A 20,084-nucleotide genomic window follows, 5' to 3' on the forward strand; every position below is an offset into this window, starting at 1 on the left:
CTGAACCGCTCTTCCGTTCAGATGGGGCATTGGAGCCGTTTAGCGGCGGTCTGAATGAACAATTTTCCCAATTATTGCATCACTTACAAAACGAATCCTTCGAAGCACCCGAACATGTTGCCGACGATATTGCCATTCTCAGCTTTATAAGAGTGAAATAGCAGTATAATCACAAGTTTTATAAGCACTTAATTTGATTGCGACTTTCAGCTACTTGAGTATCTATAGACCCTATGGGATAATTTAATATCCTTCTCTGCAAATGGCATTTATATGTCAACAGGTCATGTTGAATATGCAAGCTTGAATGGAACGCATATTTTTAAGCTTATTGGCGAAGTGCGTGCTCAATCTTGTATCAGTCTAGACAAACTTCTTAGTCGAATTGAACAGCAATCAAATGTCGTTGGGGCAATCGTAGATTTAACCCAAACTACATTTATTGACAGTACGGTTTTAGGTGTACTTGCCAAGCTTGGTTTAAAGCTGAAGCAAACTCATCAGATTCAGGCTGTCATGTTATCTACCAATCCAGATATTACTACCTTGGCCAATAGTATGGGCTTGGGGCAGGTTTTTGTGATTTTAAATTACTGCGGTGATCCGAAAGTATGCACCCGTGAGTTAATTGAAGAGCACATTACCCATAATGTTATGTTAACCACTGTTTTAGATGCCCATAAAACATTGATGAAGTTAAATGAAAGTAACCAAAACATGTTTGAGCCTTTGGTGAAACAATTACAAAAAGAACAAGAGAGCTTAGAACAAGTGTCTCAGCAAAACGTATAAAAATATTTTTAGAGCTTATCTCCTATGACTTTACTCTCTGTTGTACAAATGAATTCCCAAGATGATATTGAAGCCAATTTCATTGTGATCGAGTCATTGATACAACAAAGTAAAGCCGGTGGTGCAGAGCTGATTGTTTTCCCGGAAAACTTTGTCTGTTTTGCCGCGGGAAAACAACGCGACACCGCAGCGCAGTTCGAAGCTATTCAGCAGCGTCTGGAAAAGCTGGCACATCAATATCAAATCTGGATTGTGGCAGGCACTCTCCCATGCCCGTTCCGTCCAGATGGCTCTACTATTACGGATGGTCGGGTACGTACGGTCAGCCTGTGCATTAGCCCGGAACGCACTGAAGCACGTTATGACAAGATTCACCTGTTTGACGTACAAGTGGGTGATGCGGTTGGTGGATATCAGGAATCGCAATTCTTTGAACCTGGAACAGATGTGGTCGTTGCCAAAACCCCGTTTGGTAATATTGGTCTGATGGTGTGCTATGACTTACGCTTTCCTGAATTGGCTTTAACTTTACGTAGCCAAGGCGCTCATATGCTGACTGCACCAGCTGCATTTACCTACACAACCGGTCAAATGCATTGGCAGTTACTGCTTCAGTCACGTGCGCTCGACAGCCAGTGTCAGGTTTTAGGCGCAGCTCAACAGGGCTGGCATGGCGAGAAACGTCAGACTTGGGGACATGCTGCCGCAACCAATAGTCGCGGTGAAATTTTAGATATCGTGCATACTGAAGGCGCAAGTTTGATTACTGTACCTTTTGATCTAGCTGAACAAAATGCCATCCGCAGTTCTATGCCTTTAATTCAGCATCGTAAAATCATCAATTTCTAATTCACCTGCCTTAAATTGAATTTTTAGCTTTAAATTTCTATAAAATTACAAAATCACTGCTTATTCTTTCTACAAAATCCCACACCATAACAGCTTAAATAAAAACGTAGAGATGATAAAAATGGCCTTAGAAAAAGCAGTCTATACAGCAAAAGCCAAAGCAACCGGTGGTCGTGACGGACGTGCAACCTCATCTGATGGAATTCTGGATGTTCAGTTAGCCGTGCCTAAAGAAATGGGCGGACCGGGTGGTGGCACCAATCCTGAACAACTTTTTGCCGCAGGTTATTCAGCCTGTTTTCTCGGTGCCATGAAATTCGTTGCCAATCGAGATAAACTCAATATCAGTAAAGATGCTTATATTGAAGGTGAAGTTGGAATTGGTCCGATTCCAACTGGCTTCGGAATTGAAGTAACCTTGAATATTCATTTAGAAGGTATGGATCAAGCAGAAGCACAAAAACTGGTGGATGCTGCGCATATTGTCTGCCCTTATTCCAACGCAACACGTAATAATATTAATGTGACTTTGAATGTGATGACCTAAGTAGAATCTAAATCTATCCTAAAATAAATCAGATAATTTTAGGATAGAGTCTATTCATCACATCTCAAATTTCTCATCCACATAAATTAAACTTGTTGATCTGATTCACTTAAAAAGTCAGATAAATGTCAGGTGAATCTAGCCATTTAGGGAATATCTCCAAACCCCATAAAATATATTGAGTTTTATTAAAAAATAATTTGCTGAGAAAAAGTCTCAACAGCATCATTAATTGAGATAAAAAGCTCAGAATCTAAGATATTTTTACTTTGGAGATGATTCGAACTAGGTAAAAGTTTTATCAAAATGAAGCCCAGCTAATCCCAGTCATCCGACTGCCCCATTTCGCACTCAACTGATAAAAAAAAATTACCGAACTTTGTTAAGTTCGGCAATTTATCAAATCATAAACAGTAAACAGAACTTCGTTTTAATCCGCAGCTTCATTGGTGACGCGTAGTACTTCTTCCAGAGTGGTTTTTCCTGCCAGTACTTTACGCAGACCATCATCACGGATTGAACCGGACTGTTTACGTGCATAACTTTCCAGCTCATATTCAGCCGCATTGCCATGAATCAGACGGCGCATCGGTTCATCGACAGGGACAATTTCATAAATCGCTGTACGTCCCATAAAACCGGTATGCGCACAGTGATCACAACCTTTCGGTTTCGGTAACTTCAGTTCAGCTCCGACATCCAGATGCCTGAAAATTTCGGTTTCAAACGCATCTGCGTCATGCCAGGTGGCACAGCGTGGACATAAAGTTCGAACCAAACGCTGGGCAATGACGCCAATCAGAGAACTGGCCAATAAGAAAGGTTCAATGCCCATATCTTTTAAACGGGTGACCGCACCAATTGCCGTATTGGTATGTAGTGTCGATAAAACCAAGTGACCTGTTAATGATGCCTGAACCGCAATTTCTGCCGTTTCCAGATCACGAATTTCACCGACCATTACCACATCTGGGTCCTGACGCAGCATGGCTTTTAAAGCACGAGCAAAGGTCATGTCCACTTTAGTATTGACCTGAGTTTGTCCAATGCCTTCCAGCTGATATTCAATCGGATCTTCTGCCGTTAAAATATTTTTTGAACCATCATTCAAGTCTGATAAAGCTGCATATAAGGTGGTGGTTTTACCCGAACCGGTGGGTCCGGTCACCAGGATAATGCCGTGTGGACGATGCACCAGATGAGTTAAGCGTTCATAATCCGGTTGCATCAAACCCAAGTGGGTCATATTGAGGCGTCCAGCCTGCTTGTCGAGCAAACGCATCACCACACGTTCCCCATGCGATGACGGCAACGTCGAAACACGGACATCCACTTCACGTCCAGCAAGGCGTAAGGAAATACGGCCATCTTGCGGAATACGCTTTTCAGCAATATCCAGTTTAGCCATAACTTTAATTCGTGACACCAACAATGGTGCCAGTTCACGCCGCGGCTGCACAATTTCACGCAGCTGCCCATCGACACGTAAGCGCACCGACAGTTTTTTCTCAAAAGATTCAATATGAATATCGGAAGCACCCACGCGAATTGCTTCTGACAATAAGGCATTGATCAGCCGGACAATCGGAGCATCATCTTCCTGATCCATCAGGTCTTCAGCTTCGGGTACCGAGTCGGCCAGACTGAGTAAATCGGGATGATCTTCCAGACCGGCTGCTACCTGTTGCGACTCACCGGTATCGCCGGCAAAACTGGAACTGAGTAATTGATGAAATTCCTGTTCACTACACAACTGGTGCTGTGCATGATGACCCAAATAGCGACGGGCTTCCTGAATCGCCAGCAACGGCGTATTTTCACGACGTACAATAAATGCCTGATCACCCTCGTAACGCAGCAATACGCCATGACGCTTGGCAAAACTATATGGTATTTGTAATTGTTTAAGTACTTGCATCAAAGTTTATAATGATGAATAAATTGATTTGAGTGTACTCTAAGCATAGGACAGCGTGAAGTCTGTTTTTCATGATTAAGTTATAAAGGAAATATGCCGTTGTCTAAAAACGATGAATTGATAGATGCAGAGCAGCCCAATTTAATCAAATGGTGGGGCGAACAAAGCTTTGAACTGAATCAGCCTAAAGCCTGGCAGTTTGGTTCACTGTTATTTCGTCTGACTCGTGGTCTACAGGAATGGCGCCTAGAATACCATCGCCCTCAAGTTCAATATGACTATGAACAGAAGTGGCATGCGATTGAAGATCCCAATTTTGGCTTTCCACAGCCGGTCAAAGTAGAACGTTATATGTTTAAGTCAACGCAAGATAAGTTACAGCTTATGCCGCGTTTGGCGGATCGCTCGGTGGTGATTAAACCGGTTGATCCTATTTATATCCCAGCAGGACAGCGCGGTACGCTGTATATCAGTACCCCGTTATGGATTGCAGGTTTTGTCGAAGGACAAAAAGATCCGCTGTTTGATATTCCAGTCATTCTACCTAAGGACACCTGGTTTGGCCCGAATCATCGTACCGGTGAAATTTGTTATGCCACCTCGGTCGATGGCCGTACTGAATTGCATCAGCTCAAGCCACGTGCTTTTCGCGCGGTGACCCCGATTGAATTTCATAATACCAGCCATCAACAACTGCGCTTTGACCGGATGAATGTGCCGGTTTCAGCACTTCCCCTGTTCTATAGTGAAAGTACCGAACGCTTATGGACTTCACAAATTAAAGTCTTGCATGAAGGTTCGGATCGACCGCCACGCATTCGAATTGAAAACCGTACCCCGCCTCATGCAGGCGAAGTGATGTATCTGCATCCGCCACGTGCTCCAGCCAGTGCTTTGTTTAATATGTTTGACTCGTTTTTCTAGGGGGCATTATGGCAGACTCCAATATTCCAAAAGAAATTACCAGCAGCCTTAAAGGTATTTTTACCAATATCAATACCGAACGCCTGACTGAAATTATCGTTGCCATTGTGCTGTGTTTTATCGGCTTTTTAATTGCACGTTTTGTCTCCAACACCTTTATTCGCACCATTGGTTCACGTTTTAATGCCCATCAAAGTCTGGTCTGGCGCCGCGGGATTTTCTATTTCATTTTCCTGATCTTTGTGATGGCTAGCCTAAAAGAAGCCGGCTTTAAACTGAGTGTATTTTTAGGTGCTGCCGGTATTTTGACGGTAGCCTTGGGTTTTGCTTCACAAACTTCTGCCTCCAACTTAATCAGTGGCTTGTTCTTAATTGGGGAAGGTTCTTTTGAAATTGGGGACACGGTACAAATGACCTTGATTCGTGGTCATACCATTGAAGGCGAAGTCATTTCGATTGATCTGCTTTCGGTGAAACTGCTGACTCAGGACAATGTCTATGTTCGCGTACCGAATGAACAGCTGATTCGTGCTCCCGTCTATAATCTGTCGAAATTTCCGATTCGGCGGATTCCAATTACTTTAGCCATTAATTTCCATGAAGACATTATTAAAGTTCGGGAAGTACTGCTGGATGTAGCCAATAAATATCCTCTGGTTTTAGCCGACCCGAAACCAGCGGTCACGGTTACCGCCTTCCGTGAATCGTCGATTGAACTGTTATTTGCGATTTGGTGTAACCGCGAAAACTTTTTAAAAGTGCGTGATGAGATGCAGGAACGCATCCGTAACGGCTTTTTGGATAATCAGATTGAAATTCCTGTACCGAAAATGGGCTTTGTTGACCGTCCGGCAACTGTCCAGCCATTGAATGAAGAAGATATTGATCAGTACGCGAATGCTAAAGAAGTAAAGCGTGAGGCGCGGTTGAAATAATTCTTTTTTATCATTTAATCCTCCCCGACCCTCCTTTATAAAAGGAGGGAGAATCCAATCAAATACTTATTTAGATTCGCCCCCCCCTTTTATCAAAGGGGGATTTAGGGGGATTTTTGCGGTAAAGAACCCTCAGGAATCGGGGCAATATATGCAATTAGCAACATCACAAAACCTGCACCCAGGAATGAGATCACCCGGGTCAAAGTCCCGATATGCGATAAATCAAACAACACCAGTTTCAAAGTGACAATTACCAAAATGCTGCCACCCAAAATCCAGACTGAACGCAACTTTTTACGACTGGCCAGACTCATGGTCATAAAGGCCAAACTGACCCACAACAAAGTCAGACTCAGTTGAACGGTTGCATTCCCCCATACCGCCAGCTCATTAAACGGCGTACCCAAATAAACATGTAATGCACGCAGCACGATATAACTGCTGAGCCAGAGCAAACTCAGCACCATCAGCACCGCGACAATGCCTTGATCCAGTCCCGATTTAACCTGCAAGGACAACATCCAGATAAAGCACGCCAGCATGGCAATACTGACCAGATCAAAAGGATTGATGATCGGCAGGATATAACCCTGAAAGGCCTGCTGGGTAAACAGTTGCGAACAGACAATCCAGGTTGCCATCAGCAGCAAACTACTGCGCGCTTGCCAGAACATTTTCCAGTCCGGATTATCCAGTTGCCAATAACACCAGGCACAGAACAGTAAAGGTAAAATTACCACACTGATATAAGGCATGCCGGGAAATAGCGTTAAGCTGGTCATGGCCAAACTGGTCAGGGTACCAAAACTGACCCATTCTTTTTCAGTCCGCACGCCCAACAGCGGACGCAGCCACAATACAGTCAGCATCAATCCGGAGAATGCAAAACCTACGCGGTCAAACATGGTCGGCCAAATAATCATGCCCTGCTGACTTTGATCAATCACAATAATCAGGGCAAATACCAACACCGGAATGAGGCCCAGCCATTTCGGAAACAGCCATGACCATGTGGCTTTACAACGCAGCAGGACTTCATTCATCAGCAGATAGAAGCCACTGACAATTAACAGACTCATCACCAGTTGACTGGGATTCTCAATTTCATCGAGCAACAGCACAATCAACATTGTGGTTGCAGACAACATCTGTAAACAATGAAAAGCGATGGTTGAATTGGTCAGCTGATTCCTGAAAGATTCTCGGCCATTCGCGACTAAGACCACAGCAAAATAGCTCAGACATAAGCCCCAATACATTTCATTGGGAAATTCATTCAGCTCTACCAAGTAATACAAACTGGATAAGCCGGCAACAATCATCAGTCCCATGGCCAGATAACGGCTGATCTCTGAATGACGATACAGGGCATAAGTAAAAATAATCAGCCCTTCCACAGCCCAGCCAATCACGCTCCATTGTTTATGCAACAGAATCGGTGGAATCAGGGCCAGGAAAATCAGCATTAAACTGAAATAGCTTTGTGAAATCAGCTGCACCGCCTGATGGCGTTTTGAAAGTTGATACAGACCTGCGTACACAGCTGCAAAAACCAGACTCGCTCCGGCTTGCCATCGTATCTCTTCAAAATGCATTAGATAAATAAAAATATAACCGACCAGAGGTGCACCAAAAATCAGGGCAATATCTAAAGCAGGTTTCAGCTTGAACTGAGCCAGATCTTCTTTGGCTAACAGCTGGCTGAAACGAAAACTCAGCCAGACAAAGATTGCCGTATGCACCGCCACCAATACGGTTAAGGTATTTTTTTCAAATTCTTTGCCGTGATAAAAGGCATACCCTCCTCCCACAAAAACCGTCATTAAGAAAGCAATTTGATTCAGCATTTTCCATGGGCGCAAGGTACTTAAAATCGCAACGGCCAGATTGATCACCACATAATAGGCAATCAGCTCAATCGCTGTCGCATTGCGCACCGGCAAGGTAAAGGGCGCAATATAGGCAATGATCATGGCCATTAGCGCCAGTTCAATGGATTGTTGTTTTAGGCTGAGGATCAGGGTCACGCCCATAATCAGGGCAAAACATACTCCAGCGATGGCGAGCGTTGGAATCACGGCATTATAATACGCAAAAAACAGGGTCAAAAATAATGCGGCTAAGCCCAAACCTTCCAAGGCCAGGGCAAAACTGCGGTTTTTACTTTGCATCCAGTAACCGAGTCCGGTCACTGCCGCACTGACCGCTGCTACAATCGCCAGTTTGAATGCCAGACTGAGTTGCCAATGTTCGGTCGCAAAACGCAATAACAAGATGATGCCGATGACCAGCACCAGGATCGCAACTTTTAATACTGGATTGCCTTGAAAAGTCCACTGCTTTAACTGTTCAATCAATCCCGAGGTAGATGGGACAGCTTGAGATTCAGGAGGTTGAGCTGGTGGATTTTCAACAGTCGGATAAGCCAGCGTTTGAGTATGCTGCAATCGCGTTTGAATCTGGTTTAATAAGCCTTCTAAACGGCGCAACCATCTGAGAAAGAAAAAAATCCAGCCTGTAATCCCCACCGCAATTGCAAACTCCCAATCGAGAATGCCGCCGACAATGGCAATAATGGAGCACAGATATAAAGGAACTTTAGACGTTTCTTGGACAGAAAGATTTTTTGTTTCAGCTATTTGTATAGCTGGGGACTGAATGGCATCGACATATTGCATGATACTCACCACAAAGGCCAAGCCACACAAATAAGTAAATGTGCGTGCCTCTAGAAACCATGCACCCACCCCGACAATAATCAGCACCATCAGCCAAATCATCCGGATTTCGCTCTGCCCTTTCCCCATTTTTTATTTATCTCAATCCTGATTAACTTGATCATACATCAGCTGTGACTTTGATTTTTAAGCATTCATCAGATATTCGGTAACATGCTTGTTTGATGATGTGTCTATGTTCATCGGCAAAATCACGTACAATAAGCTCGTTATTTGAATTAGGAATCTTTCAATGCCACCATTTGTTTTGGTCGATGGCTCATATTTTTTATTTCGTGCATACCATGCACTACCGCCCCTAACCACTTCGACTGGTTTACAGACCAATGCAATTCGTGGTGCCATTTCTGCCATTCAAAAGTTGATGCGCCGTATTCAACCGACGCATATGGCGGTGATTTTTGATACGCCTGAGCCGACGTTCCGTCATCAGCTTTCACCGATTTATAAAGGTGACCGTCCAAGTATGCCGGATGAACTGTCGCAGCAGATTCCCTATCTTCACAACCTGATCCGCGCTTTGGGTATTCCTTTACATACCCTTCCCGGTGCTGAAGCGGATGACGTGATTGGTACTTTGGCTAAACGTGCCGAAGCTAAAGGTTATCAGGTGCTGATTTCGACCGGCGATAAAGACATGGCGCAGCTGGTTACGGACAAAGTCACTCTGGAAGACAGCTTTAAAGATAAGCCGATGGATGTAAATGCTGTCTTTGAAAAATTCGGGGTATGGCCAAATCAGATTATCGATTATTTGACTTTAATGGGCGATGCTTCCGATGGCATTCGTGGTGTACCGGGTGTCGGAGCGAAAACCGCGGCCAAACTTTTGAACGAATATGGTTCAATCGGTGGCATTTTAGAAAATGTCGATAAAATTAAAGGCAAAGTCGGTCAAAGCATTAAAGACAATGTGGAAGGCATTACCCTGGATCATCAGTTGGCCAGTATTGTCTGCGACCTGGATATGGGTCTTTGTTATGAAGATTTAAAACTTGGCGATCCAAATGTTGAAGAACTGCGCCGACTCTATACCGAACTTGAGTTCCGTAACCAGTTACAGTCGCTCGATCATCCTAATAATCCGAATAATTCAGTCTATAAACAGGCGGCTAAGAGTATTGAGACTGATATAAATACCACAGCTGTCATTAACACTGAAGATGAGGCAGAGCTGACCAGTGTGGATGATCAACTCGGAAAAGCCAATTATCATACCGTTTTAACTCAGGCTGACTGGGACAACCTGTTTACTCGTTTCAGTACTGAAAAACGCTTTGCCTTTGATACCGAAACCACCAGTCTGGATTATCGTATTGCGGAGATGGTTGGCTTTTCGGTGGCATTTGATGCCAATGATGCTTATTACATTCCGCTGACCCACGACTATGAGGGTGCACCGGAACAGCTGAATCGTGAAACCATCCTGGCGCAAATTAAACCGATTTTAGAAGATGCTAGCGTTGAAAAAATTGGACATCATTTAAAATATGATGCGCACATTTTGCAAAATCACGGTATTGAACTGCAAGGCTGGTATTTCGATACCATGCTGGCCTCTTATGTTCTAAATTCAGTGGCGACCCGTCACGGTATGGATGATGTGGCCCGTGTTTATCTCAGTCACTTAACGACCACTTATGAACAAGTGGCAGGTAAAGGGGCCAAACAGAAAACTTTTAACCAGATCGAGATTGAAACAGCTGCGCATTATGCCGCTGAAGATGCGCATGTGACCTATCGTCTTTACGAAGTCTTGTCGAAGAAATTACAGGCCATTCCTGAACTGAACAATATTTTGCACAATATTGAAATGCCGGTGGCGCGTGTACTGACTGTCATGGAAGAAAATGGCATCGAACTGGATCTGAAGTTTTTAGATCAATTGAGTGTCGACTTTTCTAATACCATTCAAGACCTTGAAAACCAGATTATTGAGTTGGCAGGTCAACCGTTTAATGTCAGCTCGCCCAAACAGGTCGGTGAAATCCTGTTTGACAAACTCGGACTGAAAGGCGGCAAGAAAACAGCAACCGGTCAATACAGCACCAATGAAAGTATTCTGGAAAAGATTGAACATCCGATTACCGATTTAATTTTGCAATACCGTGGTCTTTGTAAACTGAAAAGCACCTATACCGACGGTCTGCAAAAACAGGCCAACAATGACAGTGGCCGTGTGCATACCAGTTATCATCAGGCACTGACAGCTACAGGTCGTTTATCCTCAACCGATCCAAACCTGCAAAACATTCCGATTCGTGAAGAAATTGGCCGCCAAATTCGTAAAGCCTTTATTGCTCCTGAAGGCCGCATCGTGCTGGCAGCCGATTATTCACAAATTGAACTGCGTTTAATGGCCCATCTTTCCCAGGATGAAGCCTTGGTCGATGCCTTTAATCACGGTCAGGACGTACACCGCCGTACTGCTGCCGAAGTGCTGGGAATTGCGCTGGAAGATGTCACCAATGACCAGCGTCGTCAGGCCAAAGCTGTTAACTTCGGTCTGCTCTATGGCATGTCCGAATTTGGTCTGATTCGTCAGCTTGGCTTTACCCGTGAAGAATCACAAAACTACATCAAGCAATATTTCCATCGTTATCCTGGCATTTATGAATATATGCAACGTACGCGTCAGATCGCTTTGGAACAGGGCTTTGTCGAAACCATTTCAGGTCGCCGTTTATATACCCCTGATATTGATGCGCGCAACATGATGGTGCGTAAAGCTGCTGAACGTGCTGCCATCAATGCCCCACTTCAAGGAAGTGCTGCAGACATCATTAAAATAGCCATGATTGAAGTCGATAAAATGTTACCGAAAGATCAGGCTAAAATGCTGTTACAGGTACACGATGAATTGGTATTTGAAGTTGATGCCGAGATTGCCGATGATCTGGCACCGAAACTGGCTGAAGTGATGCAATCGGTAATCCAGCTTTCCGTACCGCTGATTGTCGAAGTCGGTAAAGGCATGAATTGGGATGAGGCGCATTAATCCACAGATTTCCCCTCTTTTTAAAGAGGGGTTAGGGGAGATTCCTTTTCCCTCCTTCTAGAAGGTGAGGAATATATTCAGCAAGAGGATGGAGGTCATTTTTTAAAGCCCCTCTCTTGCGTAGCAATGCTACTCATCTCTCAGAGTGAGAGGAATTTTTCCAATAAAAAAGGACTCTATCGAGTCCTTTTTTATTGTCCAGATTTTACTGGCTAAACGTTAAAGTCCGGTCAAAAGTGCAATTGCCACTTCATTCATAATAATTTCAGCAATATATAAAGCAAAGAATGCCACAATTGGAGACAGATCAATCATGCCCATATTCGGCAAGATACGGCGGAACGGTGCCAGTAAAGGTTCTGCCAGTTCCTGAATCACTTCAATATACGGTGAACGGGACTGGGTAAACATCACCACCCAACTTAAAATAATCGTTGCAAAAATCAGGTAACGACAGAAACGGATCAGGTCTTGAATCATGGTGACGAAGGTTAAAATCACCAGATGTACCGGACTGTTCGGCATAGCCCCTGAAAGGTACATTACCCCAAAAATCTTGAGTAAATATAAAATTACCACCAATGCTAAAGCTGCCAAATTAACGCGGCCTTTTGCTACTGTTGGAAAAATACGCCCAAACACATCCACGATTTTTGTCGCTTTTACCGTAGACATGACCACGGGATTATAAGCATTCACCGCTGCAAGCTGCATAAGAAAACGGAAAAACACGAGCAAAATCGCTACGTTAATGATAATGCCAAAAATTAGCGCAGAGTTTGCACCCATACTGGAACTTTCCTAAATAAAAACGAGTTATTTGCTACTTTCACTTAGCTCTTGAGCAAGTTCCTGACTGCGCTTTTGTGCTGCAGCCAAAGCGGCCTGAATATTTTGAGAGATTTGTGCACGGTCAAACACTTCAAGTGCAGCCTGAGTCGTGCCGTTTGGAGAGGTCACATTTTTACGCAGTTCTGCCGGAGTATTGGAACTGGTAATCGCCATTTGTGCCGCACCTAAAGCGGTTTGTAAAGTCAGTGCAGTCGCTACTTTCTCATCCAGCCCCAAGTTTTTACCTGCACGAATCATGCTTTCCATCATATAGAAGAAATAAGCGGGACCCGAACCTGACACTGCCGTTACCGCATCAATCTGTGCTTCAGAATTCACCCAAAGGGTTAAACCGGTTGCAGCTAAAACCTGACTGGCCAATTCACGATCTTGTGCATTCACCGCTTCGGTTGCATACAAGCCATGTGCTCCGGTTTGTACTAAAGCAGGCGTGTTCGGCATCACGCGAACAATGCGATCAGTTTCTAAAAGATCGGCAATGGTCGCAATTTCAGCACCCGCCACAATCGACATCACCAATTTACCATCAAATAAACCTTTTAGTGGTTTTAATACACTGGCCAATACTTGCGGTTTTACTGCAAAAAGGACGATATCGGCATCACGAATGGCAGCAATATTATCATCGGTCACCTGTACATCTTTTTCTGCTAACAAAAGACGGACTTTCTCGACCGGATCAGAAACTGTAATACGTGTTGGTGCTAAACCCCGTGAAATGAGCCCGCCAATTAAGGCTTGAGCCATATTTCCGCCACCAATAAAACAAATATTACAATTTAAAGCTGCACTCATGGATTTATACTCGACTTAGAATTTTTTAACTAAGAGATTAAATTTGGTTGCCATCCACCGACTTCACAATATTCAGATTGAGCTAACCAAAACCCTTTTGGTGTAAAAACACCAAGCATAACATTATCTATGCTTAATATTTGAATTCTATGACGCTGCCAGGGAAAAATTTGTGCTTGCTGAATGGCTTTTTTTAGTGGCCAGGTCCCGACTCGTCCATATAAATGTATTTTTTCTCCACCTTGTCGCAGCACCAGATTCAGTTTTTTTCCCAGCAATGCGGCTGAAAGACCTATTTTTGCAGTTTTAGTAACATAGTTTCCTGAAAGAACGTCAATCCTTTGATTTAACTGCAAACACAGGGTTTGTTCAGCAATATCCCTTTCATTTTTTTCAGCCAAATATTCTGCGGCACTTAAGCGGAAAAGTGTCTGCTGATAGCGCAGATAATAATATTGATTCCAGTGCAATGCAGCCTGAGCATCAGCTTTGGACTGAATTACTTCATGTAACAAGCGCTCCACCATCTCAAAACTCGGACGATAGCTATCCTGCCCCTTCATCCAAGCGGATAGCAGTTGTCTTTGACGTGCACTTGATAATTGAGATAATTTTTTTAAATCCAGTTCAGTGGCCGATCCGCAAAGTGCTAAATCTTGTTGCAATACTTCTTGCAGAATTTCGTCAGCATCCTGCATAAGATAACTGGTTCGGCTGAGTGCCTGCTGCATTTTAGGATAACGTTGTTGCAACAGCGGCCACAATTCATGACGGCACCAGGCTCGATCATAATAAGTATCTAAATTGGTGGGATCTTCAATATTCTGCACATTCAGCTGGGCGGCCCATTGGCAAATCTGCTCACGCGAAAGATCCAGCAGCGGTCGCCAAATGGTGAATTGCTCACGTACATCCACCTGTTTCATCGCAGCCAGTCCATGCACACCGGCACCTGAAAGTAAGCGCAACATTAAGGTTTCAGCCTGATCTTGCTGATGATGCGCCAGAACTAAAATTTCATTGGGTTTGAGATGTTTTGAATAAGCCTGATAACGTGCGTTACGGGCTTGATGTTCCAGATTTCCTGCTTGCACATTGACCGCTTCAACAATATATGGGACTTTCAAAGCCGCGCATTGATCAGATACAAACTGGCCCCAATCGGCACTGATGTTTTGTAACTGGTGATCGATATAGATCGCGCGGATTTTTTCAGGAAATAAATCAGACATCAGATGTAAAAGCAGCATGGAATCCATGCCGCCGCTACATCCAATTAAGAAAGTGCTCTCGAGAGGAAAGCACTGGATTTGCTTTAAGACGCTAGACCGGAATTGTCGCTGCCAAACTTCATTAAACGCTGGTAACGTGCTTCGCATCTTTCATTCGCATCCATCGATTGCAATTCTTCTAAAGCCTGTTGTAACACATCTTTAAGGTCTTGCATCACTTTTTCAGGCTGCAAATGTGCGCCTTCACCTTCATCAACCACGTATTCAACAATGCCCATTTGTTTTAACTTTTCAGCAGTTAATGCCAGGGCTTCACTGGCTTGTTCTGCTTTCTCGGCTGTTTTCCATAAAATGGATGCACAACCTTCAGGAGAAATCACAGAATAAATACTGTGAGACAGCATCACGACACGATCTGCCACACCAATACCCAGTGCACCACCTGAACCGCCTTCACCCAATACAGTTGCAATTACTGGAACTTTCAGGCTTGAAAGCTGTGCCAGACTGGTGGCAATGGCTTCTGCCTGACCGCGTTCTTCTGCGCCTACACCCGGATATGCACCCATAGTGTCAATGAAGGTAAATACCGGTAACTTGAAACGCTCTGCCATATCCAGCAAACGCTGTGATTTACGGTAGCCTTCAGGATTACTCATACCGAAGTTGTGTTGCAATTTTTCACGCGTGCTGCGGCCACGGTGTTGCCCAACAATCATCACTGGCTGACCATTAAAACGTGCCAAGCCACCGATCATTGCACCATCGTCACCAAATACCCGATCTCCATGTAAAGCATCGAATTCAGTGAAAATTTCACCAACATAATCCAAAAATTGCGGACGTTCTGGATGACGCGCAATTTGAACCGTTGTCCATGCTTTAGATTGAGCAGCTTTATTTTTCATAGGTCGACCATTATCCCTAAATTAACAATAACTTGTTAACCAATCACTTGTTAATAGATAAATTGTTCCGACTGAATATTCAATTCAATATCCCAATGCTTAAACTGCACCTGTTCATCATGCAAGTCTGCTACAAGCAAAGGCCATTGTTTGGCATCGCCAGAAACGCTGAGTTGCCATTGTTGCTCATTGACAACACTTAATTCAATGGCAGGAAGCATCTCATCGCTACGACTATGATTCAGCAAAACAGCTAAACGAAGCAATAGACATAAGTACACAAGTTTGCTACCACCGACTTTTGAAACATCGACCCGTGCATCACCGCGAAGTTTACGACGATGATGAGCGACCAAATGTGACAAATGGTTTTGATCAATTTGCGAGAAACCGGGAATATCCGAATGTTGCAATAAATAAGCCCCATGGCGATGGTAACCACTGTGACTAATCGCCAAACCAATTTCATGCAAACATGCAGCACGACGCAGTAAGTCACTGTCATCATTGGTTAAATTTAGAGATTTCGCAACACCGTTAAACAATTGCTGTACCGTATTGGCTACACGTTCAGCTTGTTTGGTATCTGCATTATAGCGTCCCATCAAGGCATGCACAGAACGGTCACGAATGTCTTCATGCTGGAAACGTCCCAACAAGTCATACATCACGCCTTCACGTAAAGCCCCATCTGAATAGACCAGTTTGTCTAAACCCAAGACATCAAATACGGCATATAAAATGGCAATACCTGCTGGCAAAACTGCTCGGCGGTCTTCTTTTAAACCATCAAATTCCATTTCAGTGACATGCTTATATTTAAGCAGTTTATCTTTGAGTTTTTCTAGACCTTCACGGGTGAGCTCTTCTTTTTCATTGCTCCAGCCCATGTTCACTGTAATCTGACGACAGGCTTTAATGGTTCCGCTTGAACCGACTACGGTATCCCACCCTGCCGCTTTATAGGTATTGGCAATTCCTGAAATTTCTTTGCGGGCAGCAGTCACCGCTTTATCGAAACTTTTCTGGTTAATTTCGCCATCCATAAAATAGGCTGTGGTAAATGCCACACAGCCCATTTGTACAGATTCCGTATGAATCGGCTCGAATGCTTCGCCAATAATCAGTTCAGTCGAGCCACCACCAATATCAATCACCAGACGACGGCCACTGTTGGCCATGGTGTGTGAAACGCCCAGATAAATCAGACGGGCCTCTTCACGACCGGCGATAATTTCAATCGGTTTAGGTAAGATTTCAGCAGCTTTCTGAATGAATTCGTGACCATTTTTTGCCTGACGTAACGCATTGGTCGCGACAATACGCAAGCGGTTGGGTTGCACAGAACTCAGACGTCCAACAAAACGCGCCAGACAGGCCAGACCACGTTGCTGTGCAGCTTCGGTCAAATTTTTATTTTCATCCAGACCCGCTGCCAATTGTACTTTTTCTGACATCGAAGCCACTTTTTTTACTTCGCCATGATCTACACGTGCAATAGCCAAGTGAAAGCTGTTCGACCCCATATCGATGGCAGCAAGTAACTCTTCATCAATCAAAAAATCAGACATTATTCAAACGAACCTATAAGAATTATGCTTAGAGTAATTCACATACATGCAATTTAAAAGCCATTTATTAGCTCAAATGAAGCAGTTTTTTAATCCATTAAAAAAATAAACTTCTTTGCTCAATCATTTTTTCAATAACGAGCAGTGATTCCTAAAGTCAAAATAACAAATAGATTTTTAGCAAGTAATGAATTCGCTAGTGCAATAAGGAGGCTATTCGTTTCCTATCGTTTATCCTGCATTTTAAAGCAGTGTTTAAAACTGGCTCAAAGAAGTCATTTATGCGAAACAATAGGTGTTTATTAGTGCCTCAAACGATATTTTGAGCTCCTGATTTTGACCTTTCAAAACTAGATAAACTCCCTCCACAAAGGCAGCAGGATTGAATCAATTCAATAAGGCCGTGCGGGTTTAAAAATTCAATATTCAATCCTTTTGAAGTAGGAAAAAGATCAATTGTAGGACACGATAATCAATATCGTGAGCATCAATTAGACAAACTCAATATAATGATTGAAAATTTACATATCCCTCTACATAGTTAAACGAGGCTATGTAATACTTATAGTTATAGAACTAACTTAAAATTTTATTTGGAGCATATCCATGTCTGGCAATATCGTAAACACAACTGATGCGAACTTCGAAGCGGACGTTTTACAATCTGACGTTCCTGTACTTGTCGATTTCTGGGCAGGCTGGTGTGCACCGTGTAAAGCCATTGCACCTGTACTAGAAGTATTGTCTACAGAATTCGAAGGCAAAGTTAAGGTTGTTAAAGTTGACGTAACTGCTTGTGAAGCGACTGCCGTAAACTACAATATCCGCAACATTCCAGCTTTATTAATGTTCAAAAATGGTGAAGTTGTCGCTCAACAAGTCGGTGCTGCACCAAAATCTAAATTGACTGCTTTCATTGAAGAAAACATCTAATTGAAACCCGTGTAATTTGATACAATACGCTATCTCCGGATAGCGTATTTTTTTCGTCTATAAATTGACAAAAATATGATTAGCTCTTATATTGCTTGTTCAAGGAATAAAGGATTTCTAATCCGCCATTTTCTTACAAGACACAACACATAAGATCGCCGCTCGGCAACAGAAATTGTTTTTACACTTTTCTCTTCGAAACAATGAATCAGACCTCTGAATTGTTATTGTGCAAATACAATTGCGTTACTTTTATTGCGTGTAAGCGGCTCAATGTTGCTCCCTTTTCTCATCCATATCCCAGAATTTTAATTCTATCTGACCCCCTATGAATTTAACTGAACTCAAGAAAAAACCGATTGGCGAACTCATCAAGATTGCCGAGTTTATGGGCCTAGAAGGAATGGCTCGTAACCGTAAGCAAGACATCATTTTTGCCATCTTAAAACGCCATGCAATGAATGGCGAAGAGATTTTTGGTGATGGTGTTCTAGAAATTCTGTCTGATGGTTTTGGTTTCCTCCGCTCAGCAGCAGGCTCTTATCTTGCTGGCCCAGATGACATTTACGTCAGCCCATCACAAATTCGCCGTTTCAACTTACGCACTGGTGATACCATTACCGGTACAATTCGCCCACCTAAAGAAGGCGAACGCTATTTTGCTCTTTTAAAAGTTAATCAAATTAACTACGACACGCCTGAAAACTCACGTAACAAAATCCTGTTCGAAAACTTGACCCCATTGTTCCCGACTGAACAATTGGTGATGGAACTGGGTAATGGTACCACTGAAGATTTGACTGCCCGTGTGGTTGACTTGGTAGCTCCTATTGGTAAAGGTCAACGTTCTATTATTGTTGCGCCGCCCAAAGCGGGTAAAACCATGTTGTTACAAAACATCGCCCAGTCGATTGTACGTAACAATCCTGAATGTTTCCTGATTGTACTTCTGATTGACGAACGTCCTGAAGAAGTGACCGAGATGGAACGTACCGTCCGTGGCGAAGTCATTGCTTCAACCTTTGATGAATCACCAGCTCGTCACGTACAAGTGGCTGAAATGGTGATTGAAAAAGCCAAACGTTTGGTAGAACACAAAAAAGATGTGGTCATTCTGCTTGACTCGATTACCCGTCTTGCACGTGCCTATAACACCGTAATTCCTTCTTCAGGTAAGGTTTTGACCGGTGGTGTAGATGCACATGCGCTTGAACGTCCAAAACGTTTCTTCGGTGCTGCACGTAATATTGAAGAAGGTGGTTCACTCACCATTATCTCTACTGCCCTGATTGAAACAGGCAGTAAGATGGATGAAGTGATCTACGAAGAATTCAAAGGTACAGGTAACCAGGAAATTACACTGGATCGCCGTATTGCTGAAAAACGTGTATTCCCGGCTATGAACATTAAGAAATCAGGTACGCGTCGTGAAGAGCGTCTCATGAGTGAAGATAACTTACGTAAGGTCTGGATTTTGCGTAAATTATTGCACACTCAAGATGAATTGGCTGCGATGGAATTCTTGCTAGATCGCATGAAAGAAACCAAAACCAATGATGATTTCTTCGATCAAATGAAGCGTAAAGCCACCAACTAAGCTGGTTGTTATTCTTTTTTATATAAAAAGGCTATCTACAGGATAGCCTTTTTATTTGGTTGACTTAACTTACATAAAGCTACAATTGCTCAATTTCTATGTAACCTTAAGATGCAGGTTAATCTTTCTTTTAAATCTTAATTTTAAAAAACTTTAGTTTTTAGCGAGTTATTTAGTACTTATCCAATATAAATCTTCCAATTGATTGTTATTTTCTGTTAAAAAAACGCTCACTTTTTATCTTTTTTTGCATTTTTTAACACACGCCTAGTAGTAATTCAAAATGCGCAGTGATAGCATATTCGCAGACCAGTTAGACTGCCTTTGCATTGTTACTGCCTAACAAATTTTAGGAAGAATAAAAGCACTCAACAGGCTAACATAGGTTATTTTTAATCTCATATTTTAGAGAGTGATGCCATGTTATTCAAAAAAATCGCTATTGCTGCTGCAGTTGCTACTACTTTAGCTTTCGTTGGTTGTGCTAAAAAA

At 43.1% G+C, this 20,084-nt stretch carries 15 protein-coding genes and 2 pseudogenes; 10 read left to right on the forward strand and 7 right to left on the reverse strand.

The window, feature by feature from the left end:
* The 4 genes and pseudogenes from B2Y23_RS05105 to B2Y23_RS05120 all read left to right on the forward strand — a co-directional run.
* Nucleotides 1-161: pseudogene (locus tag B2Y23_RS05105) on the forward strand (stage II sporulation protein E); the annotation flags it as partial.
* Nucleotides 162-273: 112 nt separating this feature from the next.
* Nucleotides 274-792 (forward strand): anti-anti-sigma factor GigB, encoded by a 519-nt coding sequence (gene gigB / locus B2Y23_RS05110; RefSeq protein ID WP_291353761.1) that lies wholly within the window; start codon nt 274-276, stop codon nt 790-792.
* Between the two features lie 24 nt (nt 793-816).
* Nucleotides 817-1,641, forward strand: coding sequence for a carbon-nitrogen hydrolase family protein (locus B2Y23_RS05115; protein WP_291353759.1), 825 nt, complete (start codon nt 817-819; stop codon nt 1,639-1,641).
* Nucleotides 1,642-1,762: 121 nt separating this feature from the next.
* Nucleotides 1,763-2,188 (forward strand): organic hydroperoxide resistance protein, encoded by a 426-nt coding sequence (locus tag B2Y23_RS05120; RefSeq protein ID WP_291353757.1) that lies wholly within the window; start codon nt 1,763-1,765, stop codon nt 2,186-2,188.
* Between the two features lie 430 nt (nt 2,189-2,618).
* On the opposite strand, the gene gspE is transcribed toward B2Y23_RS05120, so the two are convergent.
* A complete protein-coding gene (gene gspE / locus B2Y23_RS05125) occupies nt 2,619-4,106 on the reverse strand; it encodes a type II secretion system ATPase GspE (protein WP_291369404.1) in 1,488 nt (495 codons plus the stop codon).
* A 93-nt stretch (nt 4,107-4,199) separates the two neighbouring features.
* Here gspE and B2Y23_RS05130 point away from each other — a divergent pair, with 93 nt between their 5' ends.
* Both B2Y23_RS05130 and B2Y23_RS05135 read left to right on the forward strand, forming a co-directional pair.
* The gene (locus B2Y23_RS05130) at nt 4,200-5,030 is read left to right on the forward strand and encodes a hypothetical protein (protein ID WP_291369405.1); all 831 of its coding nucleotides are present in this window, start codon (nt 4,200-4,202) and stop codon (nt 5,028-5,030) included.
* A gap of 8 nt (nt 5,031-5,038) precedes the next feature.
* A complete protein-coding gene (locus tag B2Y23_RS05135) occupies nt 5,039-5,965 on the forward strand; it encodes a mechanosensitive ion channel family protein (protein WP_291369406.1) in 927 nt (308 codons plus the stop codon).
* Nucleotides 5,966-6,069: 104 nt separating this feature from the next.
* Here B2Y23_RS05135 and B2Y23_RS05140 read toward each other — a convergent pair whose 3' ends face one another.
* On the reverse strand, nt 6,070-8,775 hold the full coding sequence (locus tag B2Y23_RS05140) for a DUF2339 domain-containing protein (RefSeq protein WP_291369407.1): 2,706 nt from the start codon (nt 8,773-8,775) through the stop codon (nt 6,070-6,072).
* A gap of 163 nt (nt 8,776-8,938) precedes the next feature.
* Here B2Y23_RS05140 and polA point away from each other — a divergent pair, with 163 nt between their 5' ends.
* Nucleotides 8,939-11,704: a DNA polymerase I gene (gene polA / locus B2Y23_RS05145; protein ID WP_291353748.1), complete on the forward strand. Its 2,766-nt coding sequence runs from the start codon at nt 8,939-8,941 to the stop codon at nt 11,702-11,704.
* 219 nt (nt 11,705-11,923) lie between these two features.
* Here the strand turns inward: polA and B2Y23_RS05150 are convergent, their stop codons facing one another.
* Genes B2Y23_RS05150 through ppx form a run of 5 tightly spaced genes read right to left on the reverse strand, consistent with a single transcriptional unit; the run spans nt 11,924 to nt 17,062 of the window.
* Entirely contained in the window at nt 11,924-12,493 is a 570-nt protein-coding gene (locus tag B2Y23_RS05150; RefSeq protein WP_291353746.1) for a YggT family protein, read from the reverse strand.
* Between the two features lie 27 nt (nt 12,494-12,520).
* Nucleotides 12,521-13,351 carry a pyrroline-5-carboxylate reductase gene (proC, locus tag B2Y23_RS05155; protein ID WP_291353744.1) on the reverse strand — a complete coding sequence of 277 codons (831 nt, stop codon included), beginning with the start codon at nt 13,349-13,351 and terminating at the stop codon, nt 12,521-12,523.
* A gap of 29 nt (nt 13,352-13,380) precedes the next feature.
* Nucleotides 13,381-14,730: a tRNA lysidine(34) synthetase TilS gene (gene tilS, locus B2Y23_RS05160; protein ID WP_291353742.1), complete on the reverse strand. Its 1,350-nt coding sequence runs from the start codon at nt 14,728-14,730 to the stop codon at nt 13,381-13,383.
* Nucleotides 14,667-15,491 (reverse strand): acetyl-CoA carboxylase carboxyltransferase subunit alpha, encoded by an 825-nt coding sequence (locus B2Y23_RS05165; RefSeq protein WP_291353740.1) that lies wholly within the window; start codon nt 15,489-15,491, stop codon nt 14,667-14,669. Before B2Y23_RS05165 ends, tilS begins: the two co-directional genes overlap by 64 nt.
* A gap of 50 nt (nt 15,492-15,541) precedes the next feature.
* On the reverse strand, nt 15,542-17,062 hold the full coding sequence (ppx, locus tag B2Y23_RS05170) for an exopolyphosphatase (protein ID WP_291353738.1): 1,521 nt from the start codon (nt 17,060-17,062) through the stop codon (nt 15,542-15,544).
* Between the two features lie 606 nt (nt 17,063-17,668).
* Here ppx and trxA point away from each other — a divergent pair.
* The 3 genes and pseudogenes from trxA to B2Y23_RS05185 all read left to right on the forward strand — a co-directional run.
* Nucleotides 17,669-17,995: a thioredoxin gene (gene trxA / locus B2Y23_RS05175; RefSeq protein ID WP_086175779.1), complete on the forward strand. Its 327-nt coding sequence runs from the start codon at nt 17,669-17,671 to the stop codon at nt 17,993-17,995.
* A gap of 328 nt (nt 17,996-18,323) precedes the next feature.
* Nucleotides 18,324-19,592 (forward strand): transcription termination factor Rho, encoded by a 1,269-nt coding sequence (gene rho, locus B2Y23_RS05180; RefSeq protein WP_005007569.1) that lies wholly within the window; start codon nt 18,324-18,326, stop codon nt 19,590-19,592.
* Between the two features lie 420 nt (nt 19,593-20,012).
* Nucleotides 20,013-20,084, forward strand: a pseudogene (locus B2Y23_RS05185) (hypothetical protein); the annotation flags it as partial.

This window comes from Acinetobacter sp. UBA5934, assembly GCF_002430855.1.
GTDB lineage: Bacteria > Pseudomonadota > Gammaproteobacteria > Pseudomonadales > Moraxellaceae > Acinetobacter.

What these genes read in the sequence shown, in the direction of transcription:
- gigB (WP_291353761.1), top strand. Translation starts at nt 274, where the DNA reads ATGTCAACAGGTCATGTTGAATATGCAAGCTTGAATGGAACGCATATT.
- B2Y23_RS05115 (WP_291353759.1), top strand. Translation starts at nt 817, where the DNA reads ATGACTTTACTCTCTGTTGTACAAATGAATTCCCAAGATGATATTGAA.
- B2Y23_RS05120 (WP_291353757.1), top strand. Translation starts at nt 1,763, where the DNA reads ATGGCCTTAGAAAAAGCAGTCTATACAGCAAAAGCCAAAGCAACCGGT.
- gspE (WP_291369404.1), bottom strand. Translation starts at nt 4,106, where the DNA reads ATGCAAGTACTTAAACAATTACAAATACCATATAGTTTTGCCAAGCGT.
- B2Y23_RS05130 (WP_291369405.1), top strand. Translation starts at nt 4,200, where the DNA reads ATGCCGTTGTCTAAAAACGATGAATTGATAGATGCAGAGCAGCCCAAT.
- B2Y23_RS05135 (WP_291369406.1), top strand. Translation starts at nt 5,039, where the DNA reads ATGGCAGACTCCAATATTCCAAAAGAAATTACCAGCAGCCTTAAAGGT.
- B2Y23_RS05140 (WP_291369407.1), bottom strand. Translation starts at nt 8,775, where the DNA reads ATGGGGAAAGGGCAGAGCGAAATCCGGATGATTTGGCTGATGGTGCTG.
- polA (WP_291353748.1), top strand. Translation starts at nt 8,939, where the DNA reads ATGCCACCATTTGTTTTGGTCGATGGCTCATATTTTTTATTTCGTGCA.
- B2Y23_RS05150 (WP_291353746.1), bottom strand. Translation starts at nt 12,493, where the DNA reads ATGGGTGCAAACTCTGCGCTAATTTTTGGCATTATCATTAACGTAGCG.
- proC (WP_291353744.1), bottom strand. Translation starts at nt 13,351, where the DNA reads ATGAGTGCAGCTTTAAATTGTAATATTTGTTTTATTGGTGGCGGAAAT.
- tilS (WP_291353742.1), bottom strand. Translation starts at nt 14,730, where the DNA reads ATGCGAAGCACGTTACCAGCGTTTAATGAAGTTTGGCAGCGACAATTC.
- B2Y23_RS05165 (WP_291353740.1), bottom strand. Translation starts at nt 15,491, where the DNA reads ATGAAAAATAAAGCTGCTCAATCTAAAGCATGGACAACGGTTCAAATT.
- ppx (WP_291353738.1), bottom strand. Translation starts at nt 17,062, where the DNA reads ATGTCTGATTTTTTGATTGATGAAGAGTTACTTGCTGCCATCGATATG.
- trxA (WP_086175779.1), top strand. Translation starts at nt 17,669, where the DNA reads ATGTCTGGCAATATCGTAAACACAACTGATGCGAACTTCGAAGCGGAC.
- rho (WP_005007569.1), top strand. Translation starts at nt 18,324, where the DNA reads ATGAATTTAACTGAACTCAAGAAAAAACCGATTGGCGAACTCATCAAG.